At 62.3% G+C, this 22,928-nt stretch carries 21 protein-coding genes, 1 tRNA gene and 2 pseudogenes; 11 read left to right on the forward strand and 13 right to left on the reverse strand.

The window, feature by feature from the left end; genetic code table 11:
- Window positions 1-207 precede the first annotated feature (207 nt).
- The 3 genes from RX330_RS29205 (at window position 208) to RX330_RS29215 (ending at window position 3,625) form a co-directional block, all read left to right on the forward strand.
- A tRNA-Ile gene (locus tag RX330_RS29205) sits at window positions 208-283 on the forward strand.
- Window positions 284-476: 193 nt separating this feature from the next.
- The gene (locus RX330_RS29210) at window positions 477-1,187 is read left to right on the forward strand and encodes a hypothetical protein (RefSeq protein WP_317240782.1); all 711 of its coding nucleotides are present in this window, start codon (window positions 477-479) and stop codon (window positions 1,185-1,187) included.
- A 278-nt stretch (window positions 1,188-1,465) separates the two neighbouring features.
- The gene (locus RX330_RS29215; protein WP_317240783.1) at window positions 1,466-3,625 is read left to right on the forward strand and encodes an exonuclease domain-containing protein; all 2,160 of its coding nucleotides are present in this window, start codon (window positions 1,466-1,468) and stop codon (window positions 3,623-3,625) included.
- An 85-nt stretch (window positions 3,626-3,710) separates the two neighbouring features.
- On the opposite strand, the gene RX330_RS29220 is transcribed toward RX330_RS29215, so the two are convergent.
- On the reverse strand, window positions 3,711-4,187 hold the full coding sequence (locus tag RX330_RS29220) for a DUF3833 family protein (protein WP_212092736.1): 477 nt from the start codon (window positions 4,185-4,187) through the stop codon (window positions 3,711-3,713).
- A gap of 115 nt (window positions 4,188-4,302) precedes the next feature.
- Window positions 4,303-5,232: a LysR family transcriptional regulator gene (locus tag RX330_RS29225; protein ID WP_317240785.1), complete on the reverse strand. Its 930-nt coding sequence runs from the start codon at window positions 5,230-5,232 to the stop codon at window positions 4,303-4,305.
- Between the two features lie 93 nt (window positions 5,233-5,325).
- Here RX330_RS29225 and RX330_RS29230 point away from each other — a divergent pair, with 93 nt between their 5' ends.
- The gene (locus RX330_RS29230) at window positions 5,326-6,312 is read left to right on the forward strand and encodes an MBL fold metallo-hydrolase (RefSeq protein WP_375849207.1); all 987 of its coding nucleotides are present in this window, start codon (window positions 5,326-5,328) and stop codon (window positions 6,310-6,312) included.
- Here the strand turns inward: RX330_RS29230 and RX330_RS29235 are convergent.
- The 6 genes from RX330_RS29235 to RX330_RS29260 form a co-directional block, all read right to left on the reverse strand.
- Window positions 6,273-6,662 (reverse strand): DUF3833 family protein, encoded by a 390-nt coding sequence (locus tag RX330_RS29235; protein WP_317243995.1) that lies wholly within the window; start codon window positions 6,660-6,662, stop codon window positions 6,273-6,275. The genes RX330_RS29230 and RX330_RS29235 overlap by 40 nt on opposite strands.
- A gap of 1,052 nt (window positions 6,663-7,714) precedes the next feature.
- Window positions 7,715-10,543 (reverse strand): ATP-binding protein, encoded by a 2,829-nt coding sequence (locus RX330_RS29240; RefSeq protein WP_317240787.1) that lies wholly within the window; start codon window positions 10,541-10,543, stop codon window positions 7,715-7,717.
- A 225-nt stretch (window positions 10,544-10,768) separates the two neighbouring features.
- The gene (locus tag RX330_RS29245) at window positions 10,769-11,140 is read right to left on the reverse strand and encodes a putative quinol monooxygenase (protein WP_375849229.1); all 372 of its coding nucleotides are present in this window, start codon (window positions 11,138-11,140) and stop codon (window positions 10,769-10,771) included.
- A gap of 122 nt (window positions 11,141-11,262) precedes the next feature.
- Window positions 11,263-12,096 carry a VOC family protein gene (locus tag RX330_RS29250; protein WP_212092714.1) on the reverse strand — a complete coding sequence of 278 codons (834 nt, stop codon included), beginning with the start codon at window positions 12,094-12,096 and terminating at the stop codon, window positions 11,263-11,265.
- Between the two features lie 91 nt (window positions 12,097-12,187).
- Window positions 12,188-13,201, reverse strand: coding sequence for an aldo/keto reductase (locus RX330_RS29255; RefSeq protein ID WP_317240789.1), 1,014 nt, complete (start codon window positions 13,199-13,201; stop codon window positions 12,188-12,190).
- A gap of 52 nt (window positions 13,202-13,253) precedes the next feature.
- Window positions 13,254-14,009 carry an alpha/beta fold hydrolase gene (locus RX330_RS29260; protein WP_375849204.1) on the reverse strand — a complete coding sequence of 252 codons (756 nt, stop codon included), beginning with the start codon at window positions 14,007-14,009 and terminating at the stop codon, window positions 13,254-13,256.
- Window positions 14,010-14,348: 339 nt separating this feature from the next.
- On the opposite strand from RX330_RS29260, the gene RX330_RS29265 reads away from it, so the two are divergent.
- From RX330_RS29265 to RX330_RS29280, 4 genes and pseudogenes are all read left to right on the forward strand, one after another.
- Window positions 14,349-15,284, forward strand: coding sequence for a helix-turn-helix domain-containing protein (locus RX330_RS29265; protein ID WP_212092716.1), 936 nt, complete (start codon window positions 14,349-14,351; stop codon window positions 15,282-15,284).
- A 102-nt stretch (window positions 15,285-15,386) separates the two neighbouring features.
- Window positions 15,387-16,058, forward strand: coding sequence for a type 1 glutamine amidotransferase domain-containing protein (locus RX330_RS29270; RefSeq protein ID WP_317240790.1), 672 nt, complete (start codon window positions 15,387-15,389; stop codon window positions 16,056-16,058).
- 69 nt (window positions 16,059-16,127) lie between these two features.
- Window positions 16,128-16,418 carry a putative quinol monooxygenase gene (locus RX330_RS29275; RefSeq protein ID WP_317240791.1) on the forward strand — a complete coding sequence of 97 codons (291 nt, stop codon included), beginning with the start codon at window positions 16,128-16,130 and terminating at the stop codon, window positions 16,416-16,418.
- Window positions 16,419-16,488: 70 nt separating this feature from the next.
- Window positions 16,489-16,611: pseudogene (locus RX330_RS29280) on the forward strand (NAD(P)/FAD-dependent oxidoreductase); the annotation flags it as partial.
- Window positions 16,612-16,621: 10 nt separating this feature from the next.
- Here the strand turns inward: RX330_RS29280 and RX330_RS29285 are convergent.
- Window positions 16,622-17,842 (reverse strand): ABC transporter substrate-binding protein, encoded by a 1,221-nt coding sequence (locus RX330_RS29285; protein WP_317240792.1) that lies wholly within the window; start codon window positions 17,840-17,842, stop codon window positions 16,622-16,624.
- Window positions 17,843-17,896: 54 nt separating this feature from the next.
- Window positions 17,897-18,598 (reverse strand): DJ-1/PfpI family protein, encoded by a 702-nt coding sequence (locus RX330_RS29290; protein ID WP_212092720.1) that lies wholly within the window; start codon window positions 18,596-18,598, stop codon window positions 17,897-17,899.
- Window positions 18,599-18,931: 333 nt separating this feature from the next.
- Here RX330_RS29290 and RX330_RS29295 point away from each other — a divergent pair, with 333 nt between their 5' ends.
- The gene (locus tag RX330_RS29295) at window positions 18,932-19,678 is read left to right on the forward strand and encodes a GlxA family transcriptional regulator (protein ID WP_410707092.1); all 747 of its coding nucleotides are present in this window, start codon (window positions 18,932-18,934) and stop codon (window positions 19,676-19,678) included.
- Window positions 19,679-19,774: 96 nt separating this feature from the next.
- On the opposite strand, the gene RX330_RS29300 is transcribed toward RX330_RS29295, so the two are convergent.
- Window positions 19,775-20,005, reverse strand: a complete 231-nt coding sequence (locus tag RX330_RS29300) for a hypothetical protein (protein ID WP_212092722.1) — start codon at window positions 20,003-20,005, stop codon at window positions 19,775-19,777.
- Between the two features lie 7 nt (window positions 20,006-20,012).
- Window positions 20,013-20,693 (reverse strand): TetR/AcrR family transcriptional regulator, encoded by a 681-nt coding sequence (locus tag RX330_RS29305; RefSeq protein WP_317240793.1) that lies wholly within the window; start codon window positions 20,691-20,693, stop codon window positions 20,013-20,015.
- Between the two features lie 115 nt (window positions 20,694-20,808).
- On the opposite strand from RX330_RS29305, the gene RX330_RS29310 reads away from it, so the two are divergent.
- Both RX330_RS29310 and RX330_RS29315 read left to right on the forward strand, forming a co-directional pair.
- Entirely contained in the window at window positions 20,809-21,705 is an 897-nt protein-coding gene (locus tag RX330_RS29310) for an NAD(P)/FAD-dependent oxidoreductase (protein WP_317240794.1), read from the forward strand.
- 161 nt (window positions 21,706-21,866) lie between these two features.
- On the forward strand, window positions 21,867-22,712 hold the full coding sequence (locus RX330_RS29315; RefSeq protein WP_212092725.1) for an alpha/beta fold hydrolase: 846 nt from the start codon (window positions 21,867-21,869) through the stop codon (window positions 22,710-22,712).
- Window positions 22,713-22,805: 93 nt separating this feature from the next.
- On the opposite strand, the pseudogene RX330_RS29320 reads toward RX330_RS29315, so the two are convergent.
- Window positions 22,806-22,916 (reverse strand): annotated as a pseudogene (locus RX330_RS29320) (SAM-dependent methyltransferase); the annotation flags it as partial.
- Window positions 22,917-22,928 lie beyond the last annotated feature (12 nt).

Below are 22,928 nucleotides of genomic sequence, written 5' to 3' on the forward strand. Positions count from 1 at the left end.
AAAAAAACCCCGTTCGCGAGGCGGTTTGCGTCGTCGGGCAAAACAGTGGCATCCAGGGATCATCGCCGATTTCGGTTATTTGAAAATGACCGGCGGTGCCGCCTTTAGCGTTCCCCTCCGCCGGAGCTGGCATTGCACCCCCGCCTCCGTCCCTGTAAACGAACCGCGCACCGTTGCCGGCCGCACATCTGCGACCGCCTCGCGGCGGGGCCTGTAGCTCAATGGTTAGAGCCGGCCGCTCATAACGGTCTGGTTGCAGGTTCGAGTCCTGCCGGGCCCACCATTCGGCAGCATCGCGTTTGAAAGCATTCAGCTTCTGGCTCCATTGTCACACCCGGCCCTCTGGGGTGTGACATCCGCTCGCGCGGAGGGGCCCGCTGGTTCGGTCAGCCGATGGCCGGTGTCGCTAGCCGGCAACTGCTGAAAACGCACGGGCGGGGTGAGCGCCACCCGCGAATCGCGCCTATGATTGGCCGATGGCCGAAGAACAACTCTACTTTACTGCCCAAAAGCAGCCTCACGCGATTGAGGCGGGTGGTTTCGTACTCGATCTTTACCGGCTCATCTGCATGGTCTCAGCGTCTCAGGATGTGGCGACACTCGGGCTTACTTCGCCCGCCATCGCGATGATGCAGGGCGGCTTCTTCAGGGCCGAGGTGACGCGGATTCTGATCTCCTGTGCGGCGGGCTTGCGAATCCGTTTTGATCAGGCGCAGGGGCCACCAGAGGACCAGAATCCAGATTGTGGAAAGCTGTTTCCAAACTGGGAGACCGATCCTAACAAGGTCGAGGTACTCACCCTGCGCGAGGCCTGTAACAAGATCATCCACGCGACCGACATCAAATTCGATGTCGTGATTCCCGATGCCGAGATCAATCCGGACGAGGAAGGCGCTTACTACCTGCCGCATCTCTACCTCTATGGGAGCAAGAACCGCAACGACTGGCGCGCCGAACTGTCGCTGATCCACTTTGCCCGTCGGGGCGCGGTAGATGGCTCCAATGAGACCGGACTTCGAATGTCAATAGACGAGCCCTTGAAGTCCAACGGGGCGGTAGGCAATCGCTCAGCGGGAAACAGGTGCATGCGATTGTCACGCGGCGAGTTCGCAGAATGGACAAGCTCACTTTTTTGGAGAGCTTTGCCATGTTCATGGGCAAAGCCCAGCTTGTCAGGCGGAGCATGAGGATTTCTTATCGTTCGAATTTCCGCTCGATGATTCGAAATGCGGAAGTATTGATTTTGTTGAGTAGCGTAGCGTGATGTGAGAGCATTCCAAAAGTTCTGTTGCTGTCTCAGCGCGAGAGCAGTTCACCGATAAGACGCATGCATCGCGATTGAGATTCCGTGACCGTTAGAACCGCGACTGTCGCAGACGCCATCGCGTGCCCCTCCACTCTTGACTTCGTTCCCCTCTCAGAACAAAAATAGAACGACCGAATCCCCTCCGCTGACAAGGTCCACTTGGCCAAGCCACCGATCCTGCCCGCTTATTACTATCTCGATCATTTCGTCGAGATGCTGGCCTTCGTTCAGAAGACGTATGGCTCGGTCCTATCCGGGGAACATCGCGCCTTTATTGCGCGCTTCGAGGGTATGTCGCGGGATGCGCGATGCCTGCTGATCCGGATGGTCAATCGGCGCGGTGCGATCTTCAACCGATCCTTGTTCAGCTATCCCGAGATTGCCGACGTCGGACGCGCGGCGGCCGAACTGATGGCGGCCGGTCACGCCCGCGCGCTCGGCGAAGGCGATTACGCCGCTTTCGTGGCATGCCTTCCAAGGGACATCCTGGTCACGGGTGCACAGGCCGCTGGACGCGGCGATGTCCGGAAATCCTGGTCGAAGCCGAAGTTCGTCGACTATTACCTTGAGCAGATCCCCTTCGCCGTCGCCGCGCAGCACTGCGGCGCGCACAAGTTCATCGCGCTCGACGGCACGAGACCGATCGAATTCCTCCTCTATCTCTATTTCGGCAAGACCCAGGTTGACCTGAAGAGTTTTGCGTTGCGCGATTTGGGCGTTCTGCGCACCAACCAGGAGACGGCCTTCAGCGCGCGGTTCTCCGACGGAGATGAAGCCTTGGCTTCATTCCATTACAGCCAGATCCTCGACCGTCTTGACGTCAAATCGGAGGCCGTTTGCAGACAGGCTGCCGTCGATATCCTCGCTGGCCCCGCCTGCGGCACCGAATACGCCGAGGAACTGCGCAGCCGCGCGGCGCACCAGGCGGGATTGTTCTTCGAAAAGGCCGGCGATCACGATTTCGCCCGGCAACTCTATCGCGCCGGCGCCTCGGCCGACTGCAATGAACGCCTGGTGCGTCTGCTCTACAACGATGGTGATCGCCCCGGAGCCGAGGCGTTGCTGCAACGGATGGTCGACCAGCCGTCGAGCGATGGCGAGCATCTCTTCGCGACCGATTTCTACGCACGAAAATTCGGCGGGCGACGGACGGGTCTCTACACCGAGCTCTTGCGGTCCGGGCGGACGATCACGGTGGACGACACGCATCGCGGCAATCCCGAGGCGGGCGTGGCGGGCGTGCTGCGGCGCGACGGCGCCACCGTCTTTCATACGGAGAACGTGCTGTGGCACACCCTGTTCGGCCTGCTGTTCTGGGATGAGTTGTTCGAGAGCACGCAACTGCCGAGCGGCTTCGATTGGGTGCCGCATTGCCTGAAGGATCGGACCTTCAGCCGGCTGTTTGCGGCCTCGATCGCGGAAAAAATTGGCGCGATCGAAGGGGGGACGGCGCTGCCCATCGTTCTGAGGACGGTTGCGGCCCGGTGGGGACGCCCCAATGGCATCTTCGCCTGGGATCATTTTCAGATCGAGGCCTTGCGCGCGTTGCTGCAGGGCGCAAATCCCTCAGGCCTCGCGCGGATCGTCCGCGCCATGTGCGAGGATTTCCGCAGCATGCGCGACGGCTTTCCCGACCTGATGGTCGTCCGCGACGGACGCGTCTCGTTCATGGAGATCAAGGCTGCAGGCGACGTCATTCGACGCAATCAATTGACCAGGCTTCACCAGCTCGGCGCTGCCGGCATCACGGCCGAGATCGGCCGTGTCGACTATCGCTTCGATCCGGACCAGGACTATGTCGTCGTGGATATCGAGACGACCGGCGCGTTCTCGAACGGTGACCGCATCACCGAAATCGGCGCGGTCAAGGTCCGCAATCATCAGGTGGTCGACGAGTGGCATAGCCTGATCAATCCACAACGTCCCATCCCCTGGAAGATCACCCAGCTGACGGGGATCACGAACGAGATGGTGCGGAACGCCCCGGTGTTTGCCGAAGTGAGCGAGAGCTTCCTCGATTTCATGGCCGACGGCATCTTCGTCGCCCATAACGTCAACTTCGATTATGGTTTCATCGCCTACGAGTACCAGCGGCTGGAGCGTCGCTTCCGGTTTCCGAAGCTTTGTACGTGCGCCGGGATGCGCCGCCGCTATCCTGGACACGAATCCTACGGTTTGGGAAAGCTGTGCGATATCTATGGAATTGCGCTGCCCAATCATCATCGCGCGCTGTGCGACGCGCGGGCCTCTGCACATCTGCTGAACCTCATCAATCACAAGCGTGATGAGGACATGACCGCGGATGTCAAGGCCGCCTAGCGGGGCAAGCCGGCGTTTTGATCCGTGAAGGAAGGCTATTTCCTATCCGTCAGACACAGCACGAAGCGCCGGCCGAAGTGAGAGCTCAAATCCTCCGATAAGTCACATGCGCCGTCGCAAACGGGATCCCCGCACGCCCGGCGCTGCCGCGAACGATGCAGGCGCGATCGTCGATCGCATAGAACCAATCATCGAAGTTCAGCTTGAGCGACTTGCCGTCGCCCTGGGGCGTGTCGCGCGTGTACTTCCAATGAAACGCACAACCGGCCTGCTCGCCGGTGGCATCGCCTTCCAGGCGATTCTCGTGGCCGGTGTACTGGCCTTCGCCGAGCTTGTGAATCGTCCAGCGCAGCGTGTCGCTATGACCGTCATCGAAGGTGTAGGTTTCGGTCAGCACGACAGTGTCGGTGTCCGCCTCCAATTCGCCATGAGCCGTGATCGACGCGCGCTTCAGAAGCCCGCCGACGAGGCTTTCGACGACTGCCCATCCTTCCAGGCGGCCGACGAAGAACTGCTCCGGGAGAAACCTGGGCGTGGTGCCGGCGAACGCATCTATGGCCATGGCTTTTCCTTTCGAGACCGACGACGACATAAGCCGCCTCTCGGCCCCTGGTTCCTCGGGAGGAAACCTGTCGGCTGTTGCGACAGCAAGCCCGGTCCGCGATTTGCGCATCGTTTCAGGCGCCATCGCCCGCAGACTTGACGCCATCGATCATGAGCCGGCGCAGCCATGCCGCGCCAGGATCGTCGTGACTTCGTTCGTGCCAGAGCAAGCGATAGCCGTAGGGCGTCACCTGCGCCGGCGGCTTCAGCATCACGAGGCCGAGCCGCGGCGCAAGCTGCCGGGCCGCCCGCGAGGGCATGGTCACCAGGTAATCCGACGCTGCCGTGATGACCGCGGCCGTTGCGAAATATGGAACACGCAGCGCGACGTGCCGTTTGTAGCCGCGCGCGGCCAATGCGGTATCGATCGGCCCACCCTGCCCGCCGAAAATGCTGACCACGATGTGCGGCCAGGCCGTGAATAGCTTGATCGGCAGCACGTCCTTTGCCCCGCGCATCTCCTTGAGCAAAGGATGCCCTTGCCGGATCAGCGTCACGAAACTTTCGCGGAACAACTCGCGCGCCCGAAACGAGCCGGATACCGGATTATCGGCATACAGCACGAAATCGACCTGACCGTCTGCGAGCATACGGAATACATCACGCGAGAAGCTGACGACCTCGATCGCCGCAACGGGGGCCTCGCGCGCAAAGCGGGCGGCGACATTGGGGAGGATCGCGAGCGCTCCATAATCGGTCGTCGCGATGCGGAAGATGCGGTCGGTGGCGGAAGGATCGAATTTTGGCTTGTGGAGAAATGTCTCGACGCTGCCGAGCAGATTCGCCAGTGGCTCGCGCATGGCCTCGGCGCGGAGCGTCGGCATCATGCCGCTTGCCGCCTTCACCATCAGTTGGTCCCCGAACAGGCGCCGCAGCTTTGCCAGCGCACGGCTGATCGCCGGTTGACTGCTGCCGAGACGCTCAGCGGCGCGCGTGACGCTGCCGGTCTCGAGCAGCGCATGCAACACCACCAGGAGATTGAGGTCGACTCTCGCTAAATCCATCGAGCGCATAATGCAAATTCTATCATGATATTTGTGGATGACGCCAGATCGACGTACACAGCCTTCCATCGCCGCTATGCCGGAGAGGCCGTCATGCCATCAGATCTCAACTTCAGTCGTCGCCTCCTGCTTGCTGGCAGCACGGCCGGAGCGATGACGCCGCTGCTGGGCATGCCGGCAGCGATCGCGCAAACGCTGTCTGCCAAGGCAAATTCCGGCCACTACAGTTTTCGGATTGGCGATATCAAGGCAACCGTCGTCAGCGACGGCACGCTGAGCGGCAATCCGCGCATCTACGCCTCTACCGCGCAGGCGGACGAACTCGGCAGGACGTTGAGCGATGCGTTCCTGCCGATCGACACCTTCAGGCTCAACCTGAACACGCTTCTGCTGGAAAACGGTGACAGGAGAATCCTGATCGAAGCGGGTGCAGCGCAAACACTCGGCCCCGATGGCGGACATCTGTTCCGCAATCTTGCGGCGATCGGCGTGCAGCCCGAACACGTCGACGCCATCGTGATCACGCATACCCATCCCGATCACGTCGGCAATCTCAGCCGCTCCGACGGATCGAGCGCTTTTCCGAAGGCGGCAGTCTATATTCCCGAAGAAGATTTTGCGTTCTTTATCCGTAATGAGCCGGACCTCTCGCGGCTGCCCATGCCGGAAGACTTCCGGCGTGCCTTCATCGCCAATATCAAGCGCAGCGTGGCGCCGGTCGCCAAGTCTGCCGTGCTGTACCGGCCGGGCAGCGAATTGTTGCCCGGCATAACGACGATCGCCGCCGGCGGCCACACGCCGGGCATGTCGGCAATCCTGGTGCATTCTGGCACGCAGCAATTGCTAATCACGTCCGATGCCGCCTATAGCCCCCTGCTCAACATCGACAATGCCTGGCGGCCCGGCCCCGATCTCGATCCTGACTCCGCCTTGCAGTCGCGCAGGCGCTTGTTCGACCGCGCCGCGACGGAGCGCATCCCGGTGCTTGGGTTTCATTTTCCGTTTCCGGGCCTCGGCAACATCAGGAAAACGGACGGCGGCTATCGCTGGGTGACGGCGAACTGGCGGTTCGACGACTGAATCGAAGCAAACCGGCTTGCTTTAGAATCGATTCCCGCGTTGGCGCTACGATGCAGAAGACCCAGGCGCGATGACGCATCCCTGGTCACGCTTGAGCTCGTGCCCCGCCCAAACCTTATAGCTTCCGATAAGTCACATGCGCCGTCGCGAACGATGCAGACGCGATCATCGATCGCGTAGAACCAGTCATCGAAATTCAGCTTGAACGACTTTCCATCGCCTTGAGGCGTATCGCGCGTGTATTTCCAATGGAAGGCACAACCGGCCTGCTCGCCGGTGGCTTCACCTTCCAGGCGATTTTCATAGCCGGTGTACTGACCTTCACCTAGCTTGTGAACGGTCCAGCGCAGCGTGCGCTATGACCCTCGTCGAAGGTGTAGGTTACGGTCAGGACGACAGTGTCGGTGTCCGCGTCCAGCTCGTCATGAGCCGTGATCGTCGCGCGCTTCAGAAGCCCGTCTGCGCGCTACGGTTTCTCCGCCGGGATCCGACCGTCCAGATCCCTTTTCAGATACTCACGGTGATCGGTGGTGAAAGCCGTGGTGCTGGGCAACGCCAGGCGTTGTCTCATAAGCCCTGTTGAGTCCAAACAAGGGAGCCGCGCCGCCAGGGCGTTCCAGGCCCGTTCTGCCTGCTGGCGTCAGTTCGCAGTCATTCAACACATCCCGATCGGGATATTGCGCCTGAAACGAATCTGGATCTTGAGTCGCCCACAATGGGCACTGGGCGCTTGCAGAGCTTATCGCGCCAATCGACATAATCGATGCAATAACAAAGGTCCTGAATCCAGTCATGGTCATGCTCCTAACGGCTGTTGTTGTTGTGCGGAGCATTCGCGCTGGTTCGAATCGGCTGCTCTGTTGAGCGCGTTTCCTTCGAGTTTCTTGGATGAACATTAGGTGGGTATGCGCTCGGGAAAAACACGCTGTGAAAAATCACAGCTGCGCGAATGGCAAATCGGTATGCTCACGCTTGCGTGACGCACACCCGCATCCCCGCGTGTCTGAAGTCGCGTCACATCGGACACATTCGCCAAAGTCGCTCCAGCATCGGCTGCTGAGCAGACTCCATGCGATATCGAATATGATCACCAGAACCAGGTCATAATCCGTACGAGGGATGGGGTGGTTAACACCCCTCGCCGCCGACTTGGCGCCCTTCGAGCGCGGCGAGATTGGCCCCACCTATTCCGAGCCGCGCTAACCGCTTGCGGATCTCCGCGATTTCGCGGTGATCCGCGCGCGTGACGAAATCGATCGCAAGGCGTCCTGCGCTGCTCGGTCGGCCCGGCCGTTTTTGGTCACGACAATTCCGGTGCTTGACAGTATCCCGACGGCTTTGAAGTCGCCGGCCAGCATTGGGGCTTCGTCTGGCTCCGCGCAAGGATAGCTTGCCAATTGCATCAACGCCATTTCGGGGTCGTTTTCTTGGGAGTTTTCACGCCGCTTGTCCCGGTCTCCAGCTGAGTCAACAGTCGGGACGCACGAACAAGGTCTTGCGTACCGAACCCTTCGGTGAATTCATCGAAAATCGGAGCGAGCAATCGAACCGCCTTCATCTCGCGGTCCGTCGCCGCCCAATGAGTGGCGAGGTCGGTGGCGATCCGAAGCGCGAAGGTCAACGCGCCGATGGCGCGAGCTTCAGCCAGCGCCTGTTGTAACAGCTTCTCGGCGCGGACTGTTTCGCCGGCATGGAGAAGGATCGATGCATTGACCCGCAGGAGTTCCGAGCGGCACCAGCGCTCGCCCTGTCGTTCCTGATAGTCGATGGCTCGCCTGATGGCGTCGCGCGCTGGCGCGATCCGCCCTTGCCGCAGATATGCGCTAGCGAGGAAACCCAGATAGCTGCCGATCCGCATCAGGAAACGGCATTCGATCAGTTCGTCAATCGCGGCTCGGATATCTTCCAACGCGTGCGGATCGCCGCGCAAGTCGCGCAGGCAGGCCGAGAAATAGCGCTCGACCGCAACCCAGCGCGAGATGCGCTCGCGTTCGAGATTGCGACGCAGCCGTTCTGCGAAGATCTCAAGCGCGCCAAGATCGCCGGTTTCGAGCGAGATAGGCAGTGCGGCGAGCCCAAATGCGTTCGATTGCGACACCCAATGGCCCCCGCGGTCCGCAGCCTCAACGGCCTCGCGCGCCAGTCTGGTGGCGTAGTCGGCTTGCCCCTGCATCCACGCGACGAAGGGCAGGTTGAAGCGCACGGCGACGAAGCGGTAGACCTCGTTCGCATCCTTGCGCGAGCGGCCCTCGGCCAGCGAACGGGTTGCTGCGAGCCGATCGAGAACCGGGCGGCTCTTGCTCAATTCGCCTGCAAAGGCGCGGGCCCATGCCAGGGCCCTGTCGGCTTCGGATGTCGCCGTCGAATCGCGCGCCCGGTCGGCCAGCGAGGTGGCCTCCTCAAGATAGGTGATGGCGCGCGCGACTTCGCCGATCTGCAGCAGATAGAACGCAAAACCCACCAGCGCCCGCTGCTTATACTCGATGCTGTCGGCGCGTCTTGCGAAAGCGATCGCATCAAGCCAGGCGACCTCGTTCTCATTCGAAATCTTGCGGGCGTAGAAGAGGCTCCATCCGACCGCACAGGCGAGCTTTGCTTTCGACAGATCGTCGCAGGCGACGCTCTTGGCCAAAGCGAGCGCGCTCTCTAGCCGCGCCTGCGCCTCCGACAAGATGAAGGTTTCCGACCACAGGGGGATCGCCGCAACCGCAAGCCTGATGCCGAGGATGGCATCGCCCTGCTCGCCGAACGACCATGACAGCGCGGTTCTCAGATCGGCTATGCGGCCGAGGTAGCGCTCGGTCCAATCGGCCGGCTCGCGCCAGTTCCACTCTTCCTCGGACTGCTCGAACAGCGCAAGCATGCGCTCGGCATGGCGGCGCGGCGCCCTGCCGCACGCCGGATCGCCCTGACGCCGCTCGGCGGCATAACGGCGTGTGCTGTCGAGCAGCCGGTAGCACAGGCTCGCGCCCCGGGCCTGCGCGCTCAACAGGGATTTGGCGACGAGGCTGCCGAGTCCGGTCACGACGTCGACTGGCGTGAGCCCGGACGCTTCCGCGACGAAGACCGCATCCTCGGCCTCGAATCCGTCACTGAATACGGACAGCAGCGCGAAAAGCCTGGCTTCCCTCTGCGACAGCAGCCGGAAGCTCCACTCAATCGTCGCCATCAGGGTCTCATGGCGCGGCGGCGCGTCGTCGGTCCCGGCGGCGCTAAAGCCGAGCTTCTGATCGAGAATGACCAACAGCTCCCGCGGCGTGAACCTGCCGATCTGAGCCGCAGCCAATTCGATGGCGAGTGGGAGTCCGTCCAACGAGTGGCAGACCGCGGCGATGGCTTGGCAATCATCGTCGACAAACTCGTAGTCAGCCCATTCGGCGGCGCGGCGGACGAACAACTCCACCGCCGGGAACCTGACAGCCTGATCAACCGACAGCCCCAGCCCAGATCTCGGAGAAGCGAGAGCGCCAAGCCGCACGACATGCTCGGAGGTGTTGCCGAGCGGCTCGCGACTCGTCGCAAGCAGCCGGGACGGCGATGTGTCCGTCGTGAACTTGCTGGCGAAGATCGTGGCGGCGGGCAGCACATGCTCGCAATTGTCGAGGATGAGCAGCATCTGCCGCGGCCTCAGATAGTCGAGGACAGCAGCCAGACCAATGTCCGTATTGCCCCTGATACCGAGTGCCGTCACCAGCGCCGCGCCGAACAGAGTAGGATCTGAGATCGTAGCGAGATCGACGAAGCAGATGCCGTCGCGATACCTTGATGCAAACCCTTGGGCGACGGCCACCGCCACGGTCGTCTTCCCGATCCCTCCTGCGCCGGCCAGGGTCACGTGCCTGTCCTCAGCGAGCAGATCGGCGATTTCGACGATGTCGGCTTCGCGTCCGACGATGCCGCGCGGCAATGGCGGATGGGAATGGGGGAGCGGATCGGCCAGCGTAGGCTCCTCCTCGATCTCGCCGATGACGGCCTGGACATCGGCGATGAATTTGTACCCGCGCCGCGCCACGGTCGCGATGTAGATGGGCTCGATCTGGGTGTCTCCCAGCGAGCGCCGCAAGCTCCACATATTGACCTTAAGATTGCTGTCGTGGAGGAACGTGCCCGGCCAGGCTGCCGCCATCAGCTCGTTCTTGGTGACTAGCTCGCCACGGCGCTCCACCAGCAGCCGCAAGAGCTCGAACGCGCGTCCGCCCAGTTTGACGGGACGCCCGTCGAGAAGGAGCAATTGGCGGCGGGGTATCAGTCGAAATGGGCCGAAGCAGTAGGTGAGCTCCCGCCGGCCTGTGCCCCGTTGTCGTGCCTCCGTGGCAGCCCGCATTGATCATTGCCAATCGATCGAACGATCGACCGGTATTATCATGCACTGCAATATTATTGAAGAGAACCCTTCTGAGTTCGTACGATTTGCCGCAGGGCAATACGACCAAACGCGCGTGGGAGGACGGTCGGGCTATTTTTTGGGCTTGCCGAGAATGGCCATGCGCATGACTTCGACGCCGCCATCGGCAAGTTCCGGAAGCTTGGCGAACCACTCCTTCACATAAGGCATTGCATTGTGTGCATCGAAATCGGCCTGGCTGGCGAACACTTCGTAGAAGATGAAGTGTCCGGGCTTGGCGCGGTCTTCCTGAAGGAAATAGATCAAGTTCTTGGGATCGCTGCGGACCAGGTCGATCAGCGGCAAGGTAACGGCGCGCAGCATGTCTTCCTTTCCAGGCTTGGCACGCACCTGGGCCACCACGGAATATGCACCCTCCGGGATTTCCTGATAGTGCACGCGCGGCGCTTCCTGAGCCACAGCCGGAAGCGTTGCTGGCAGCATAGAGGCGATCAGCAGGGCGGCGAGCGAGTTGCGGACGAGAGTTTGCATCGCGAAGTCCTTGACAGGTGATTGTATCGCCGGTGACCAGCGGGGGCGCCGACAGCCGCCCGCCGCACGAGCGTCTAGCGCACGATCTTCTGTTGCCGTTTTGCCAAGGCCTCGCTGAAGCGCTTCTTGACCGGACCGAGCGCCTTGACGAATTCGAGCTGCTCGCCCTCTGGTCCCTTGCAGTAGATCAGCTCCCAGCCGTTCGATGGTTCGGCGGTCACCCGGTTCGTGTTGGTGTTGCGGGGCGCGGCCTTGCGATCCGCCTCCGTCATGACGCGGATGGTGCGGTTCGCTCTCACCTGCGTCATGCCGCGGCGCGCCGATTCCGCTTCGAGATCGGCAATGAACTTGTTGAAGTCGACATCGTCGCGAACATAGAAGCAGATGTGCATCATGCGCGGGAAAGCAGGGCTCATGTGCTCCACCGGTTCGGCGAAGCTCTTCGCGCTGCCGATGGGCTGATCAGCCTCGCGATATTGCAGCAGTTCCAGCACCATGTTGTCGAACTGGATGAAGCGGACATCGAGCCGCTGTGCCCCGCTTCGCAAGTCGGGCACGCCAATGGTTCGCGGATTGACCCCGCGTGCGTTCGCCTCGATCTCCTGGTCGGCCAGCAGCGTGTTCTGCACCCCGTCGCCCTGGAAGTCGCCGTGCCGGAACACCTCGGTGCCGCCAAGAACCTCCGTGTAGAACTGGTACGCCCGTTCCATGTTCTGGACCGTCAGCCCGAAATGCTGGACTCCCTGGAGCCGCGCGCCGAGCGGCGCCTCGTCGCGCTCGGCCTCCTGTGCCGCGGCGCGTGCGTCGATTGCCGTGCCGGTGACGAGGCCCGTGACGACGGCGGCGCCGGCGGTCTGAAGCAAGGCGCGGCGACCCATGTCGGTGGGGTTGTCGTTTTCATCTGTCATGTTGCTCTCCTTGGTCGTTCGGTGGATTGGTCTGCCTTGTCCTGCCGGCCGGAGCAGCGCCTGGCCGAGGTGACGTGCCGCCCTCGAGCTTTCAATCAGCGGCGGGAAGCGGAGCTGCGGGGCTGACCAGCCCCTCGGAGCGGAGCTCGCGCCAGAAGTCCGCCGGGATGGCCTCCTCGAACGCCGCGCGATCCTCGGCGATGCGCCCCGGACGGCTCGCTCCGGGAATGACGGCAGCCACCACCGGGTTGGCCAGCGCGAACTGCAGGCCTGCCGCCTTCATGCTGATGCCGTAGCGGTCGGCGATCGCCTTGATCCGCGCCACCTTGTTGACGATTTCCGCCGGCGCCGGGGCATATTCGAAGTTCGGACCGCCGACGAGCGCGCCAGAACTGTAGGGGCCGCCGACGACGATCGCGAGCTCGTGCTCGGCGACCATGGGCATCACCCGCTGCAGCGCCCTTGCATGGTCGAGCAGCGTGTATCGGCCCGCGAGCAGGAAGCCGTCGGGGCGCGGCTCTTCGAGCGCGAGCAGCAGCTCGATCGGCTCGACCCGGTTGACGCCGAGGCCCCACGCCTTGATCACACCTTCGTCGCGCAGCCGGTCGAGCGCCTTGAACGCGCCCGTGCGCGCGCTTTCGAAGACCGAAAGCCACTCGTCGCCGTAGAAATCCTGCGCCACGTCATGCACGAAGACGATGTCGATGTGGGACGTAGCAAGCCGCTTCAGACTGTCCTCGATCGAACGCAGCGTCGCGTCCCGGGAATAATCGTTCACGATCCTGTTCGAACGCCCGTATTTGAACACGCCCCCCTTCTCGCCGAGCTCGCGGGCGCCGACATCCTCGATCTCGTCCAGGATCAATCTTCCGACCTTGGTGCTGACGACATAATCGCTTCGCGGCCGGCCTCCGAGCGCCGCGCCCATGCGGATCTCGGCAAGGCCCGCGCCATAGAAGGGCGCGGTGTCGAAATAGCGGATGCCGTCGTCCCATGCCGCATTCACGGTCGCGAGCGCTTCCTGCTCCGGGATGTCGCGAAACATGTTGCCGAGCGGCGCCGCGCCGAAACCCAGTCTTCCCGGCAGAATATCCTTGAGGCCCACGTTGCGAGTCCTTGTGTGGCTGCTGAACAATCCGTACGCCGTCCGGCCGGTCTCAGTCGGTCGCGGATGTGTCGGCACTTCTGATGAACGCCGCGACCTCGCGGGGATGCGACAGCATCACCGCGTGGCTGCTTTTCATCTCCGTCACTTTCGCGCCCGAGCGCTTGGCCATGGTGCGTTGCGCGGTCGGCGGGATCATGTGATCCTCGCTCGTGACCATGTAATAGGTCGGCTTCGTCTTCCAGGCCACGCGGTCGACCTTGGTCTGCACCGCCTGCAATCCCCACGGCAATTGCGCGGCACCCATGAAGCGGGTCGTCGCGATGTCGACGTCGGCTGCGAAAGAGGCAGGGAATTTATCGCGGTCGACGAGGAGATAGTTGCCCTCGGCGACCAGCGGAGCCTTGTGCTCGCCGGCGGGTACCGGCGCTTCCGCCAGCGTGCTGACCGACTCTCCGGCATCGGGCGCAAACGCCGCGAGATAGACCAGGCTGCGAACCTTCGGATTGTCGCCGGCCTCCGTGATGACCATTCCACCATAGGAATGGCCGACGAGAATGACGGGATGCCGCGCCTTGGCGATCACGCGCTCGGTCTCGGCGACATCGTCGCGAAGCGAGATCGTCGGCTGCTGGACGACGAGCACTTCATAGCCGGCATTCGCGAGGACGTCGTAGGTGTCCTTCCAGCCCGAGCCATCGACGAAGGCGCCATGTACGAGGACGACGGATACGGTCTTCTCGGCCGCGATCGCGGGAAGGGCCATTGTGATCGACATTGCGGCAAGCGCAGGGACGAGCATCTTCATACCAGGCTCCGATCTTCGAGACGGCGGCATCGCCGTTGATGGATGCTTCCCTAGCGCTCGCAAGCACTGCGGTATTTCCGATTCCTGCGCGATGACCGACGCATCTTGCTCAACCGCGGCGAGACCGGCTTTTCAAAGCCGCGCGCGCCGCGCTCCAAGCCCTTGCTTTACCTGGCTTTTACCTCTTTTAACCGCGCCGCCTCTGGACTTCGCGATCGCCGCTTGTGAGAAATTCGCGATCGGCGTGGCAGCGGCCGGGGCTGCAACTCATCACCGGATGGAATGATCGCTCGATCGCGATACGGGACCGGGATTCGCCGCAACGAAGCGGAGGTCGTGATGGCGCTCGTGACGCATGGAGATCAGAAGTACAAGAACAGCGAGAAGCTCGCGGAGGCCAACGACTGGCCGGGGCTGAGCATCGAGCATCGCAAGTTCGAGGCAGGGCGCCAGGCGACGCCCGTTCCCATCTGCACCGAGCTCGTCATGCTGCTGTCGGGCGGCGGCATGGTGTGCCGCGCCGGCAACGGCACAGTCCAGAAGAGCTTCGCCCGGCCGGGCATGAGCTACCTCGTTCCGGTGGGGACGCAGGAGAGCCATCTCGAGCTTTCGGACCGGATGGAGTGTCTTCATCTCTATCTCCCGCCGGCGCTGCTGGACCAGAGCGCGCTTGCGGACTTCAATATTGATCCGGCAAAGATCGAGATCGCCTACGCCCACGGTCTGACGGACCAGGTGCTCTTCCACATCTGCTCGCCGCTTCGGGATCTGCTTCACCGTCCGCGCCAGCCGACTGACGCGCTGTTCGTGGAAGGAATTCAAGTGGCGCTCGCGGCGCATCTGCTGGGCAATTATACGATCGATCGTTGGCGCGCGCCCGACAGGTCGCCGTCACTCGACCCACGGCGCCTGCAGCGCGTACAGGACTATATCGAGGCTTCTCTGGGAGACGAAATCAGACTCGAGGACCTGGCGGCTCAGGCCTGCCTCAGCCCCTATCATTTTTCGCGGCTGTTTCGCGAGGCGACCGGACTGTCGCCGCACCGTTACGTAACTGATCGCCGCGTGCAGGCGGCGCGGCACGAGCTTGCGTGCGACCGTCTGTCCTTGGTCGAAATTGCCCTGGAGTTCGGCTTCGGCTCGCAGGCCAACTTCACGCGCGTGTTCCGCAAGGCCGCCAGTCTCACGCCGGGGCAGTATCGCGAATTGTGCTGCGGTCAGGCCGACGTGAAGAGCGATCGTTCCGATACGGCACTCCGCAGGGATTGCGCATAATTCCGCAGGAATCGGAAATGCGGCTCTTGGCTGCCCGGGTATTGTTCTCGCAACGACAGATTTAGCGCTCCTTCCTTTATGGACTTCTCCAGGAAACGCATCATGACAAAACATGTCCTGTTTATCGTCAGCAACGCAGCGGTGATCGGTCCGAAAAATCGCAAGACGGGCTTCTTCTTCGCTGAGGTCGCGCATCCGTTCGATGTTCTCGACAAGGCGGGCATCGCCGTTGAGTTCGCTTCCTTAAGAGGTGGATGGACGCCGTATGATGCTTACGACGAGAAAGATCCCGCGGAAAAAGCCTTCCTTGAAAGCAAGGCTTTTCGCCGCCTAAATCGCAGCCGCAAACTTGCAGAGGTGGATGCCGCCGATTTTGATGCCATTCTCGTGCCCGGCGGTCTGGGGCCGATGGTCGATATCCAGCGTAACCCTATCGTTCAGAATGCAATCGTGCGCGCCTGGAGCACGGGCAAGCTTGTGTCTGCCGTTTGTCATGGTCCGTGCGCGTTTCTCGGGGTGGACCTTGGCGATGGCAAGCCGTTCGTGCAGGGCAAGAAGCTGACTTCGTTCTCGAAGAAGGAAGAGTATGATTACGCGCGCGAAGACGTTCCCTACGAACTGGAAGATGCCCTGCGGGCGGAGGGCGCCGGGTATACGTCCGCAGCAAACTGGCAACCGCACGTCGTCGTCGATGGACGCCTCATCACCGGACAGAATCCGGCCTCAGCTGGGCCCATGGCAAAAGAGCTGCTGGCAGCACTGAGAGATCTGTAAAACAGGCAGGCTAGCATCGCTGGTTGAAGTCAATCCCGCAGTCACGCTGAAAAGGTTTGGTCGATCGCGATGCCGTCGAAGATCACTGCCATTCTGGTTGCTCACCCGGGCAAGAGCGTTGAGCTCAGCGAATTTCTGGTCGGTCTCGCGCCGCATTGCAGGGCAGAGCCCGGTAATCTGCGTTGGGACGTATGGCGCGACAATTCGAACGATCACCGCTACGTCATTGATGAGCTGTACCGAGATGTGATTGCGGTCGAAGCACATCGCGCCTCGCAACATTACCAGGCTTACCTATCCAGGGTTCCCGAACTGGCCGAACGTACGGCAGTCATCGCGGAAGCCGTAGACGTGAAATGATCGGCGTCGGCGACATTGGCCCGTGTCACGTGCGATTCAACTTTTGTCTTTTGACCTCGGCGCTTGACAGTATCCCGACGGCTTTGAAGTCGCCGGCCAGCATTGGGGCTTCGTCTGGTCCGGCCCGCAGTCGCACAATCAGGTCAGGCTGTTCCACGATTGGACCGACAAGTTGACGCTCTTCGCCGATGGTCGCCACACTCTCAGTGCCCCCGCTTGACCAGCGGGCATTCGCTGTCGGCCAGCGGCGCATAGACGTCGCCGCTCGAGACTTTTTCGAGCACGTTGTAATATTCCCAGTTCGACTTGACGTCGGAAGGCTCCTTCACCTGGACGAGGTAGAAGTCGTGCACGAGCTTTCCGTCGTCGCGCACCGTCGCTCCGCGGGCGTAGAAGTCGTCGACGGGAGTCGAGCGCATCCTTTCCAGCACCGGATCGGTTGCATCGCTGCCGACGTTGGCCACGGCTTTCAGATAGTGGCTTACGCCGGAATACACCGCGGCCTGCGGCGCCGTGGGCATCGTGCCGCGGAGCTTGTAGAAGCGTGCGCCGAAGGCCCGGGTCTCGTCGTTCAAGGCCCAGTACCACGCCGTGAGCGTCGTCAGGCCCTTGGCAATCTGCGGACCCATGGCATGGACGTCGCTGATGAACATCAGTTGAGCCACGGGCTTCTGGCTCCCCGTATTCATGCCGAATTCATTCCACTGCTTCATCAGGGTCACGAGCTGCTCGCCGGCATTGGCGAAGGCGATGACCTTGGCTCCGGACGCCTTCGCCTGCAGGATGAACGAGCTGTAATCGGCGTTTCCGATCGGGTGATACACGGCGCCCAGCGGCTTGCCGCCTGCCTGCGCCAGCACGCGCTGCGATTCCGACACCATGTTCTTGCCGAAGGCGTAATCGGCGGCGATGAAGTACCAGGTGTCGTAGCCCTGCGAGAGCAGCGTGCGGATCGGTCCCGATACCAGATTGTAGGAATCGTGGAGCCAGGCCAGCCCGGTGCGCGCGCATTGCTTGCCCGCAAGCTCGGTCGTCGCCACCGCCGCATAGACAGCAATCCTGTTCTTGTCGCGGGCCAGCGACTGGATCGCCAGTCCGACCGCCGAGTTCGACACGTCGGCAATCATGTCTACGCCGTCGACGTCGAACCATTTCCGGGCGATGCCGACGCCGATATCCGGCTTGTTCTGGTGGTCCGCGGCCACGATTTCGACCTTGATCGACGGGACCAGCTTCTGGAAATCCTCTGCCGCCATCCTGGCGGCTGTGACGGAGCCCGGCCCCGACAGGTCGGACAGCGGTCCGGTCTGGTCATTGATGATGCCGATCCGGACGACGCCGCCGGAGATTTCGCCCGCTGTGGCGGTGACGCACGATCCGATGAAGGCCCCAAAAATCAGAAGTGTAGCGACGCGGCAGTTCATGCGAGTACCTTTCCAATGATGGCGTTGGGGCCTTCCTCCCATTGACGAGCGAGCTTAAGCAGCTGCTCTTGATTTGAGTTTTGTAACCGCCTTTTGAACTGCCGCTGCTCGCTTGCGAAGCCAGGGCTCGGCGTCTGCGCGCATGCGCGCAATCAGTTCGGGTGGCGCATTCTGCACCGTGATATCGAACGGCGGCTGCGGCTGGTACTCGAGCATCAGCTGGAGCTTCTTCGCGACATCTTCGCCGCAGAGCTCAGCAGCGACCTGAAAACCGAAATCGATTCCCGCTGTGACGCCGCCGCCGGAAATGCGATTACGGTCGACTACGACGCGTTCATCGACCGCAATCGCGCCGAAGGCGGCAAGCTGATCGCTCATCAACCAATGGCAGGCCGACTTGTAGCCGTCGACGAGCCCTGCGGCGCCGAGGATCAGGCAACCGGCGCAGACCGACGTGATGTAGCGCGCCGATCCACCCTTGTCGCGAACGAAGGCGATCACCTCATCATCGTCCATGGTGTCGACCTGCCCCGGGCCGCCGCCGATGCAGAACACGTCGAGATCCGGGCAGTCGGCGAACGTCGTAGTCGGCAAGAGCGGCAAGCCAACGTCGCTAACGACCGGCTCTATGCGCTTCCACAGCAGATGCACCCGGACGTTCGGCAGACGGGCGAAGACTTCGAAAGGCCCGGTGACATCCAGTTGAGTCATCCCGGGATAGTACAGAATTCCGATCTCGATCCGCTTGCCGGACATGCATCGCTCTCCTCTTTGAACGAACGCATGTTGACAGGCCGGCCGGTTTGCCGAAATGTCAGAACACACGCAATTCCTGCCAAGGCTTGCTGATAGCTCGTTCTGCCGCTCGCCGCGTCGTCTTCGTCCTGTTCGAGGATTGCCTGCTGCTCGACTTCGCCGGGCCGCTGCAAGCCTTTGAGCTTGCCTGCGAAACATCGGAGGCGGAGCGCGCCCCCTATGTCTGGCAGATCTGCTCGGTGAAGGGCGGCCCGGTCAAAACCTCGTCCGGCCTGGAGGTGATGACGACTGCGCCTCTCGGACTGCGCCCGCAAGGATATCGACACCCTCATCGTGGGTGGCGGCCCCGGCGTCCATCGCGCCGCTGCCGAGGCCGGATTGGTCGACTGGTTTCGGTCAGCCGCGCCGAACGTCCGGCGAGTCTGCTCTGTTTGCACCGGCACGTTCGTCCTGGCCGCGGCCGGCCTGCTTCACGGACGAAGCGCGGTCACCCATTGGAGCTCCTGCGACCTGTTGCGCGCCCAACATCCGGACATCTCGGTCATGGTCGACCCTGTATTTGTCCACGACCGCGGAGTGTGGACGTCCGCCGGCGTGACGGCAGGCATCGATCTCGCGCTCACGCTGCTGGAAGACGATCTCGGACACCGCGAGGCCATGCGCATCGCACGGCGCATGGTCGTGTTTTTGAAACGGCCCGGCGGCCAGGCCCAGTTCAGCGTGCCGCTGTCGCTGCAGTCATCCGAAGACAGGGCGTTCGAGAATATCGCGACATGGATGCAGGACAATCTCGGCCGCGATCTGCGGGTCGAGAGCCTGGCCGAACGAGCGGGCATGAGCCCCCGCACCTTCGCGCGCGTTTTCCGGCAGAAGACCGGCCGCACGCCCGGCAAGGCGGTGGAAGAGCTGCGCGTCGAGGCCGCACGCCGGGCGTTGGAAGAGTCCGCATCGAGCATCAAGGAAATCGCCGCCCGCGCGGGCTTTCAAAGCGAGGAGCATCTGCGGCGTGCTTTTCGCCGCCGCCTGAATGTGCTGCCGCAGGATTATCGCGTCCGTTTCTCTCTGGGGCAGCGGCAGTAAGAGCGCAGGCTACCGGGGCGGAGCTGAACTCGCTCGACACGAGGTGTTTCGCACCTCAAACGACCTGAAAAGCGCTGCCGAAGATTAGCACTTCGCTCAATGATGAGCTTTTTGCACCGTCCGCAATCCGAGAGCTTTAATCCTCCTGCAAGCAACATGCGCCGTTGCGAACGGAATGCAGGCGTGGTTCTCGATCGCATAGAACCAATCATCGAAGTTCAGCTTGAACGACTTTCCATCGCCTTTCCGCGATCTTGTCGCCAAGCGAAAGCTCTTCAGCCTCCATGATTTCAAACTGGCCTCGGTTATTCCGACGACATCGGTCACGCGCGATTCAAGTTTTGTTTTTTGACCTTGGGGCAGGCAAATCTCCGCCCGTGCGGTTGCCGCCGTGCCCGGCGATGAACATGGCGACGGCCGACCGGCAATAGGATTCGATTTCGTTGTCGTCCTCTGCTCTCGCCTGATCGAAGCGTGCGATCATCAGGAGATCGGATCCTTTGAAAAGCGCGGCAAACAAGCGGGCGGACCGGAGAGGATCGGGCACGTTCAGAACCGCCTTTACGTGCAACTGACGCAACAGGGCCTCGATTTCGGCGATGACATGGGCGGCGCCGGCTTCGAAATGGAGCTTGCTCAGCGCGTTTTGACTCGTCTTGTCGGCCATGACCATGGCTTCGACACCGCGGACGTCTGATCTCAACAGCGTGCGAAGCAGCAATGATCCCACCGCCATGAGCTGATCTTCGACCGAACCGCCCTCGCCTTCAAGAAGGGGCTGTGGTGCAAACAATTGCTGGCAGCCGGCCGCCATGGCCGCGCCGAACAGTGCCTCCTTGTTCTCGAAGTGCCTGTAGATGCTGAGCTTGGATATCTTCGCTCGCTGGGCGACCTTGTCCAAGGTCGTCGCCTGAAAACCCAATTCCACAAAGAGTTCGCGCGCGACGTCGATGATCGTTTGGCCAAGCGCCTCGTTGGCGGGCCGGCCGCGCCGGCCCTGTCTGTTTTCGGTCACGACAATTCCAGTACTTGACAGTATTCTAATTCCTCTATTAAGATACCATATAGTATCTGAAATATGCAAGCCAGTGGGCAGGTTTCAACCTGTCCCCCAAACGGAGCCCAGCACCATGGATGACGTCATCATCATCGGCGGCAGCTTTGCCGGTCTCGCCGGCGCCCTGCAGCTCGGCCGCGCCCGCCGCAAGGTCACCGTTCTCGATACCGGCCTGCCGCGCAACCGCTTCGCCGGCCACTCCCACGGCCTGCTCGGCCATGATCACAAGCCGCCGCTGGAGATCCTGGCCGAGGCGCGGCGGCAGCTGGCGCGCTATCCCACGATCAGGCTGATCAGCGCCCGGGCCGATAGCATCTCCGGCGCCATCGACAATTTCTCCGTCCTCACGTCCGATGGCGAAAGCTTTGGGGCGCGCCGTCTGATCCTGAGCTATGGCATCACCGACCAGATGCCTGATGTTCCGGGCTTTGCCGAAGGCTGGGGCACGTCCATCGTTCCCTGCCCCTATTGCGACGGCTTTGAAGTCGCCGGCCAGCATTGGGGCCTCGTCTGGTCCGGCCCGCAGTCGCACAATCAGGTCAGGCTGTTCCGCGATTGGACCGACAAGTTGACGCTCTTCGCCGATGGCCACGATATTCCGCCCGATATCCGGGCCGACCTGGCGCGACGCAACATACCCGTCGTCGATGGCCGGATCACTGGGATCGCCCAACGCGGGGCCCATAACGCCACCGTCAAGCTCGATAAGGGCCCCGATGTCGCGGTCGACATCCTGTTCGCGCATCCGCGCAACAAGCCGTCCGCAAGCCTGCATGAATCACTGGGCCTCGCCACGGTCAAAACACCCCTCGGCATCATCCTGAAGGTCGACGAGCGCCGCGAAACCAGCATGCCCGGCATCTACGCCGCCGGCGACCTCGCCAACCCCATCACGCCGCCATCGGTCACCCTGGCATCATCGCACGGCGCGATGGCGGGCATCTTCGCCCAGCAGTCGATGGTGGTCTGAGAGAGCAGATTCCATTTTCCGGACCGGTGTCATCGAAAACCGACTGGCCGGCTGACCCCACAGTTCACCCGGCGCCTGAGGAGATGCACCTGTCCAAAACCAGAAACACCGAAGCCAGCATCTGCATCTCTCGTCCGACCGCTGTTGGAGAAGCCCCACACATGGAGTTCGAACACGTCACCTTCGACCTGCCACACGGCACCTTTCACGCGTTGCAGGGTGGTGATCCCGATGGCCAACCGACGATCGTCTTGCACGGCTTCCCGGACCATCCGCCGACCGCGAAGCCCTTCCTTGCCGAACTCGGCCGCCGTGGACGTCACGTCGTCGCACCCTGGCTTCGCGGTTACGCGCCGTCCCCGACGGCGGGACCGTTCGACTTCGCAGCCCTCACCGGCGACGTGCTCGCGCTGATCGACCGCTGGTCTCCGGGGCGAGCCGTGGAGCTTGTTGGCCACGACTGGGGCGCCCTGATCACATATGATGCCTGCGTCACCGCGCCGGAGCGGATCGAACGCGCAGTCACGCTCGCAATCCCGCACCCACTCACCTTCATGAGCCGGCTGATGGACCCCGCTCAGCTGCGCCGGAGTTCTTACATGGGGCTCTTTCAACTGCCGGGAAGCGGCTGGATCGCCACCGCCCGCGATCTCGCCTTCATCGACCGTCTCTGGCATCAGTGGTCGCCCGGCTTCTCGCTCGATCCTGCTCTCAAGGCGGAGCTACACGAGCACCTGCGGGCGAGCATGCCCGCGCCTCTGAAGTACTACCGAGCGATGCTGCGGCCTGGCATGCTTGGGGCGACGCGCCGTATGTCTCGGCCGATCACGGTGCCCATGTTGCAGCTTCACGGTGCCAACGACGGCTGCATCCTCCCTGCGCAAGTCGATGACCGACATCGGTTCGCCGCCCGGCGCGCGGTGGAGGTCGTCCCCAACGTCGGTCACTTCCTGCACATCGAGGCACCGGAGGCGATTGCGGATCGGATCGCGGCATGGGTCGAGTAGAGGATCACTCGTCCAGGCCGAAGTCAGGACCGTCGACAACGTCGCGAGCGGGGTTGATCACGTCACGGCCGACGCCGAGCCATCCCACGCCGCACCGACGCCGGCGGCCAGAACCAGGTTCGACGCGCCCGCGCCGCAGCCGACGTCCAGCACGCGCTCGCCCGCCGCGGGTGCTGCGGCTTCGATCGCGGCCTGGCCGAACACCCATGCGATATC

Origin of the sequence: Bradyrhizobium sp. NDS-1, assembly GCF_032918005.1 — a bacterium.
GTDB classification, from domain to species: domain Bacteria; phylum Pseudomonadota; class Alphaproteobacteria; order Rhizobiales; family Xanthobacteraceae; genus Bradyrhizobium; species Bradyrhizobium tunisiense.

What these genes read in the sequence shown, in the direction of transcription:
- RX330_RS29225 (WP_317240785.1), bottom strand. Translation starts at nt 5,232, where the DNA reads ATGGATTTAGCGAGAGTCGACCTCAATCTCCTGGTGGTGTTGCATGCG.
- RX330_RS29275 (WP_317240791.1), top strand. Translation starts at nt 16,128, where the DNA reads ATGCCGTCGAAGATCACTGCCATTCTGGTTGCTCACCCGGGCAAGAGC.
- RX330_RS29245 (WP_375849229.1), bottom strand. Translation starts at nt 11,140, where the DNA reads ATGCTGCCAGCAACGCTTCCGGCTGTGGCTCAGGAAGCGCCGCGCGTG.
- RX330_RS29210 (WP_317240782.1), top strand. Translation starts at nt 477, where the DNA reads ATGGCCGAAGAACAACTCTACTTTACTGCCCAAAAGCAGCCTCACGCG.
- RX330_RS29260 (WP_375849204.1), bottom strand. Translation starts at nt 14,009, where the DNA reads ATGAAGATGCTCGTCCCTGCGCTTGCCGCAATGTCGATCACAATGGCC.
- RX330_RS29250 (WP_212092714.1), bottom strand. Translation starts at nt 12,096, where the DNA reads ATGACAGATGAAAACGACAACCCCACCGACATGGGTCGCCGCGCCTTG.
- RX330_RS29265 (WP_212092716.1), top strand. Translation starts at nt 14,349, where the DNA reads ATGGCGCTCGTGACGCATGGAGATCAGAAGTACAAGAACAGCGAGAAG.
- RX330_RS29270 (WP_317240790.1), top strand. Translation starts at nt 15,387, where the DNA reads ATGACAAAACATGTCCTGTTTATCGTCAGCAACGCAGCGGTGATCGGT.
- RX330_RS29290 (WP_212092720.1), bottom strand. Translation starts at nt 18,598, where the DNA reads ATGTCCGGCAAGCGGATCGAGATCGGAATTCTGTACTATCCCGGGATG.
- RX330_RS29315 (WP_212092725.1), top strand. Translation starts at nt 21,867, where the DNA reads ATGGAGTTCGAACACGTCACCTTCGACCTGCCACACGGCACCTTTCAC.
- RX330_RS29220 (WP_212092736.1), bottom strand. Translation starts at nt 4,187, where the DNA reads ATGGCCATAGATGCGTTCGCCGGCACCACGCCCAGGTTTCTCCCGGAG.
- RX330_RS29230 (WP_375849207.1), top strand. Translation starts at nt 5,326, where the DNA reads ATGCCATCAGATCTCAACTTCAGTCGTCGCCTCCTGCTTGCTGGCAGC.
- RX330_RS29310 (WP_317240794.1), top strand. Translation starts at nt 20,809, where the DNA reads ATGGATGACGTCATCATCATCGGCGGCAGCTTTGCCGGTCTCGCCGGC.
- RX330_RS29285 (WP_317240792.1), bottom strand. Translation starts at nt 17,842, where the DNA reads ATGAACTGCCGCGTCGCTACACTTCTGATTTTTGGGGCCTTCATCGGA.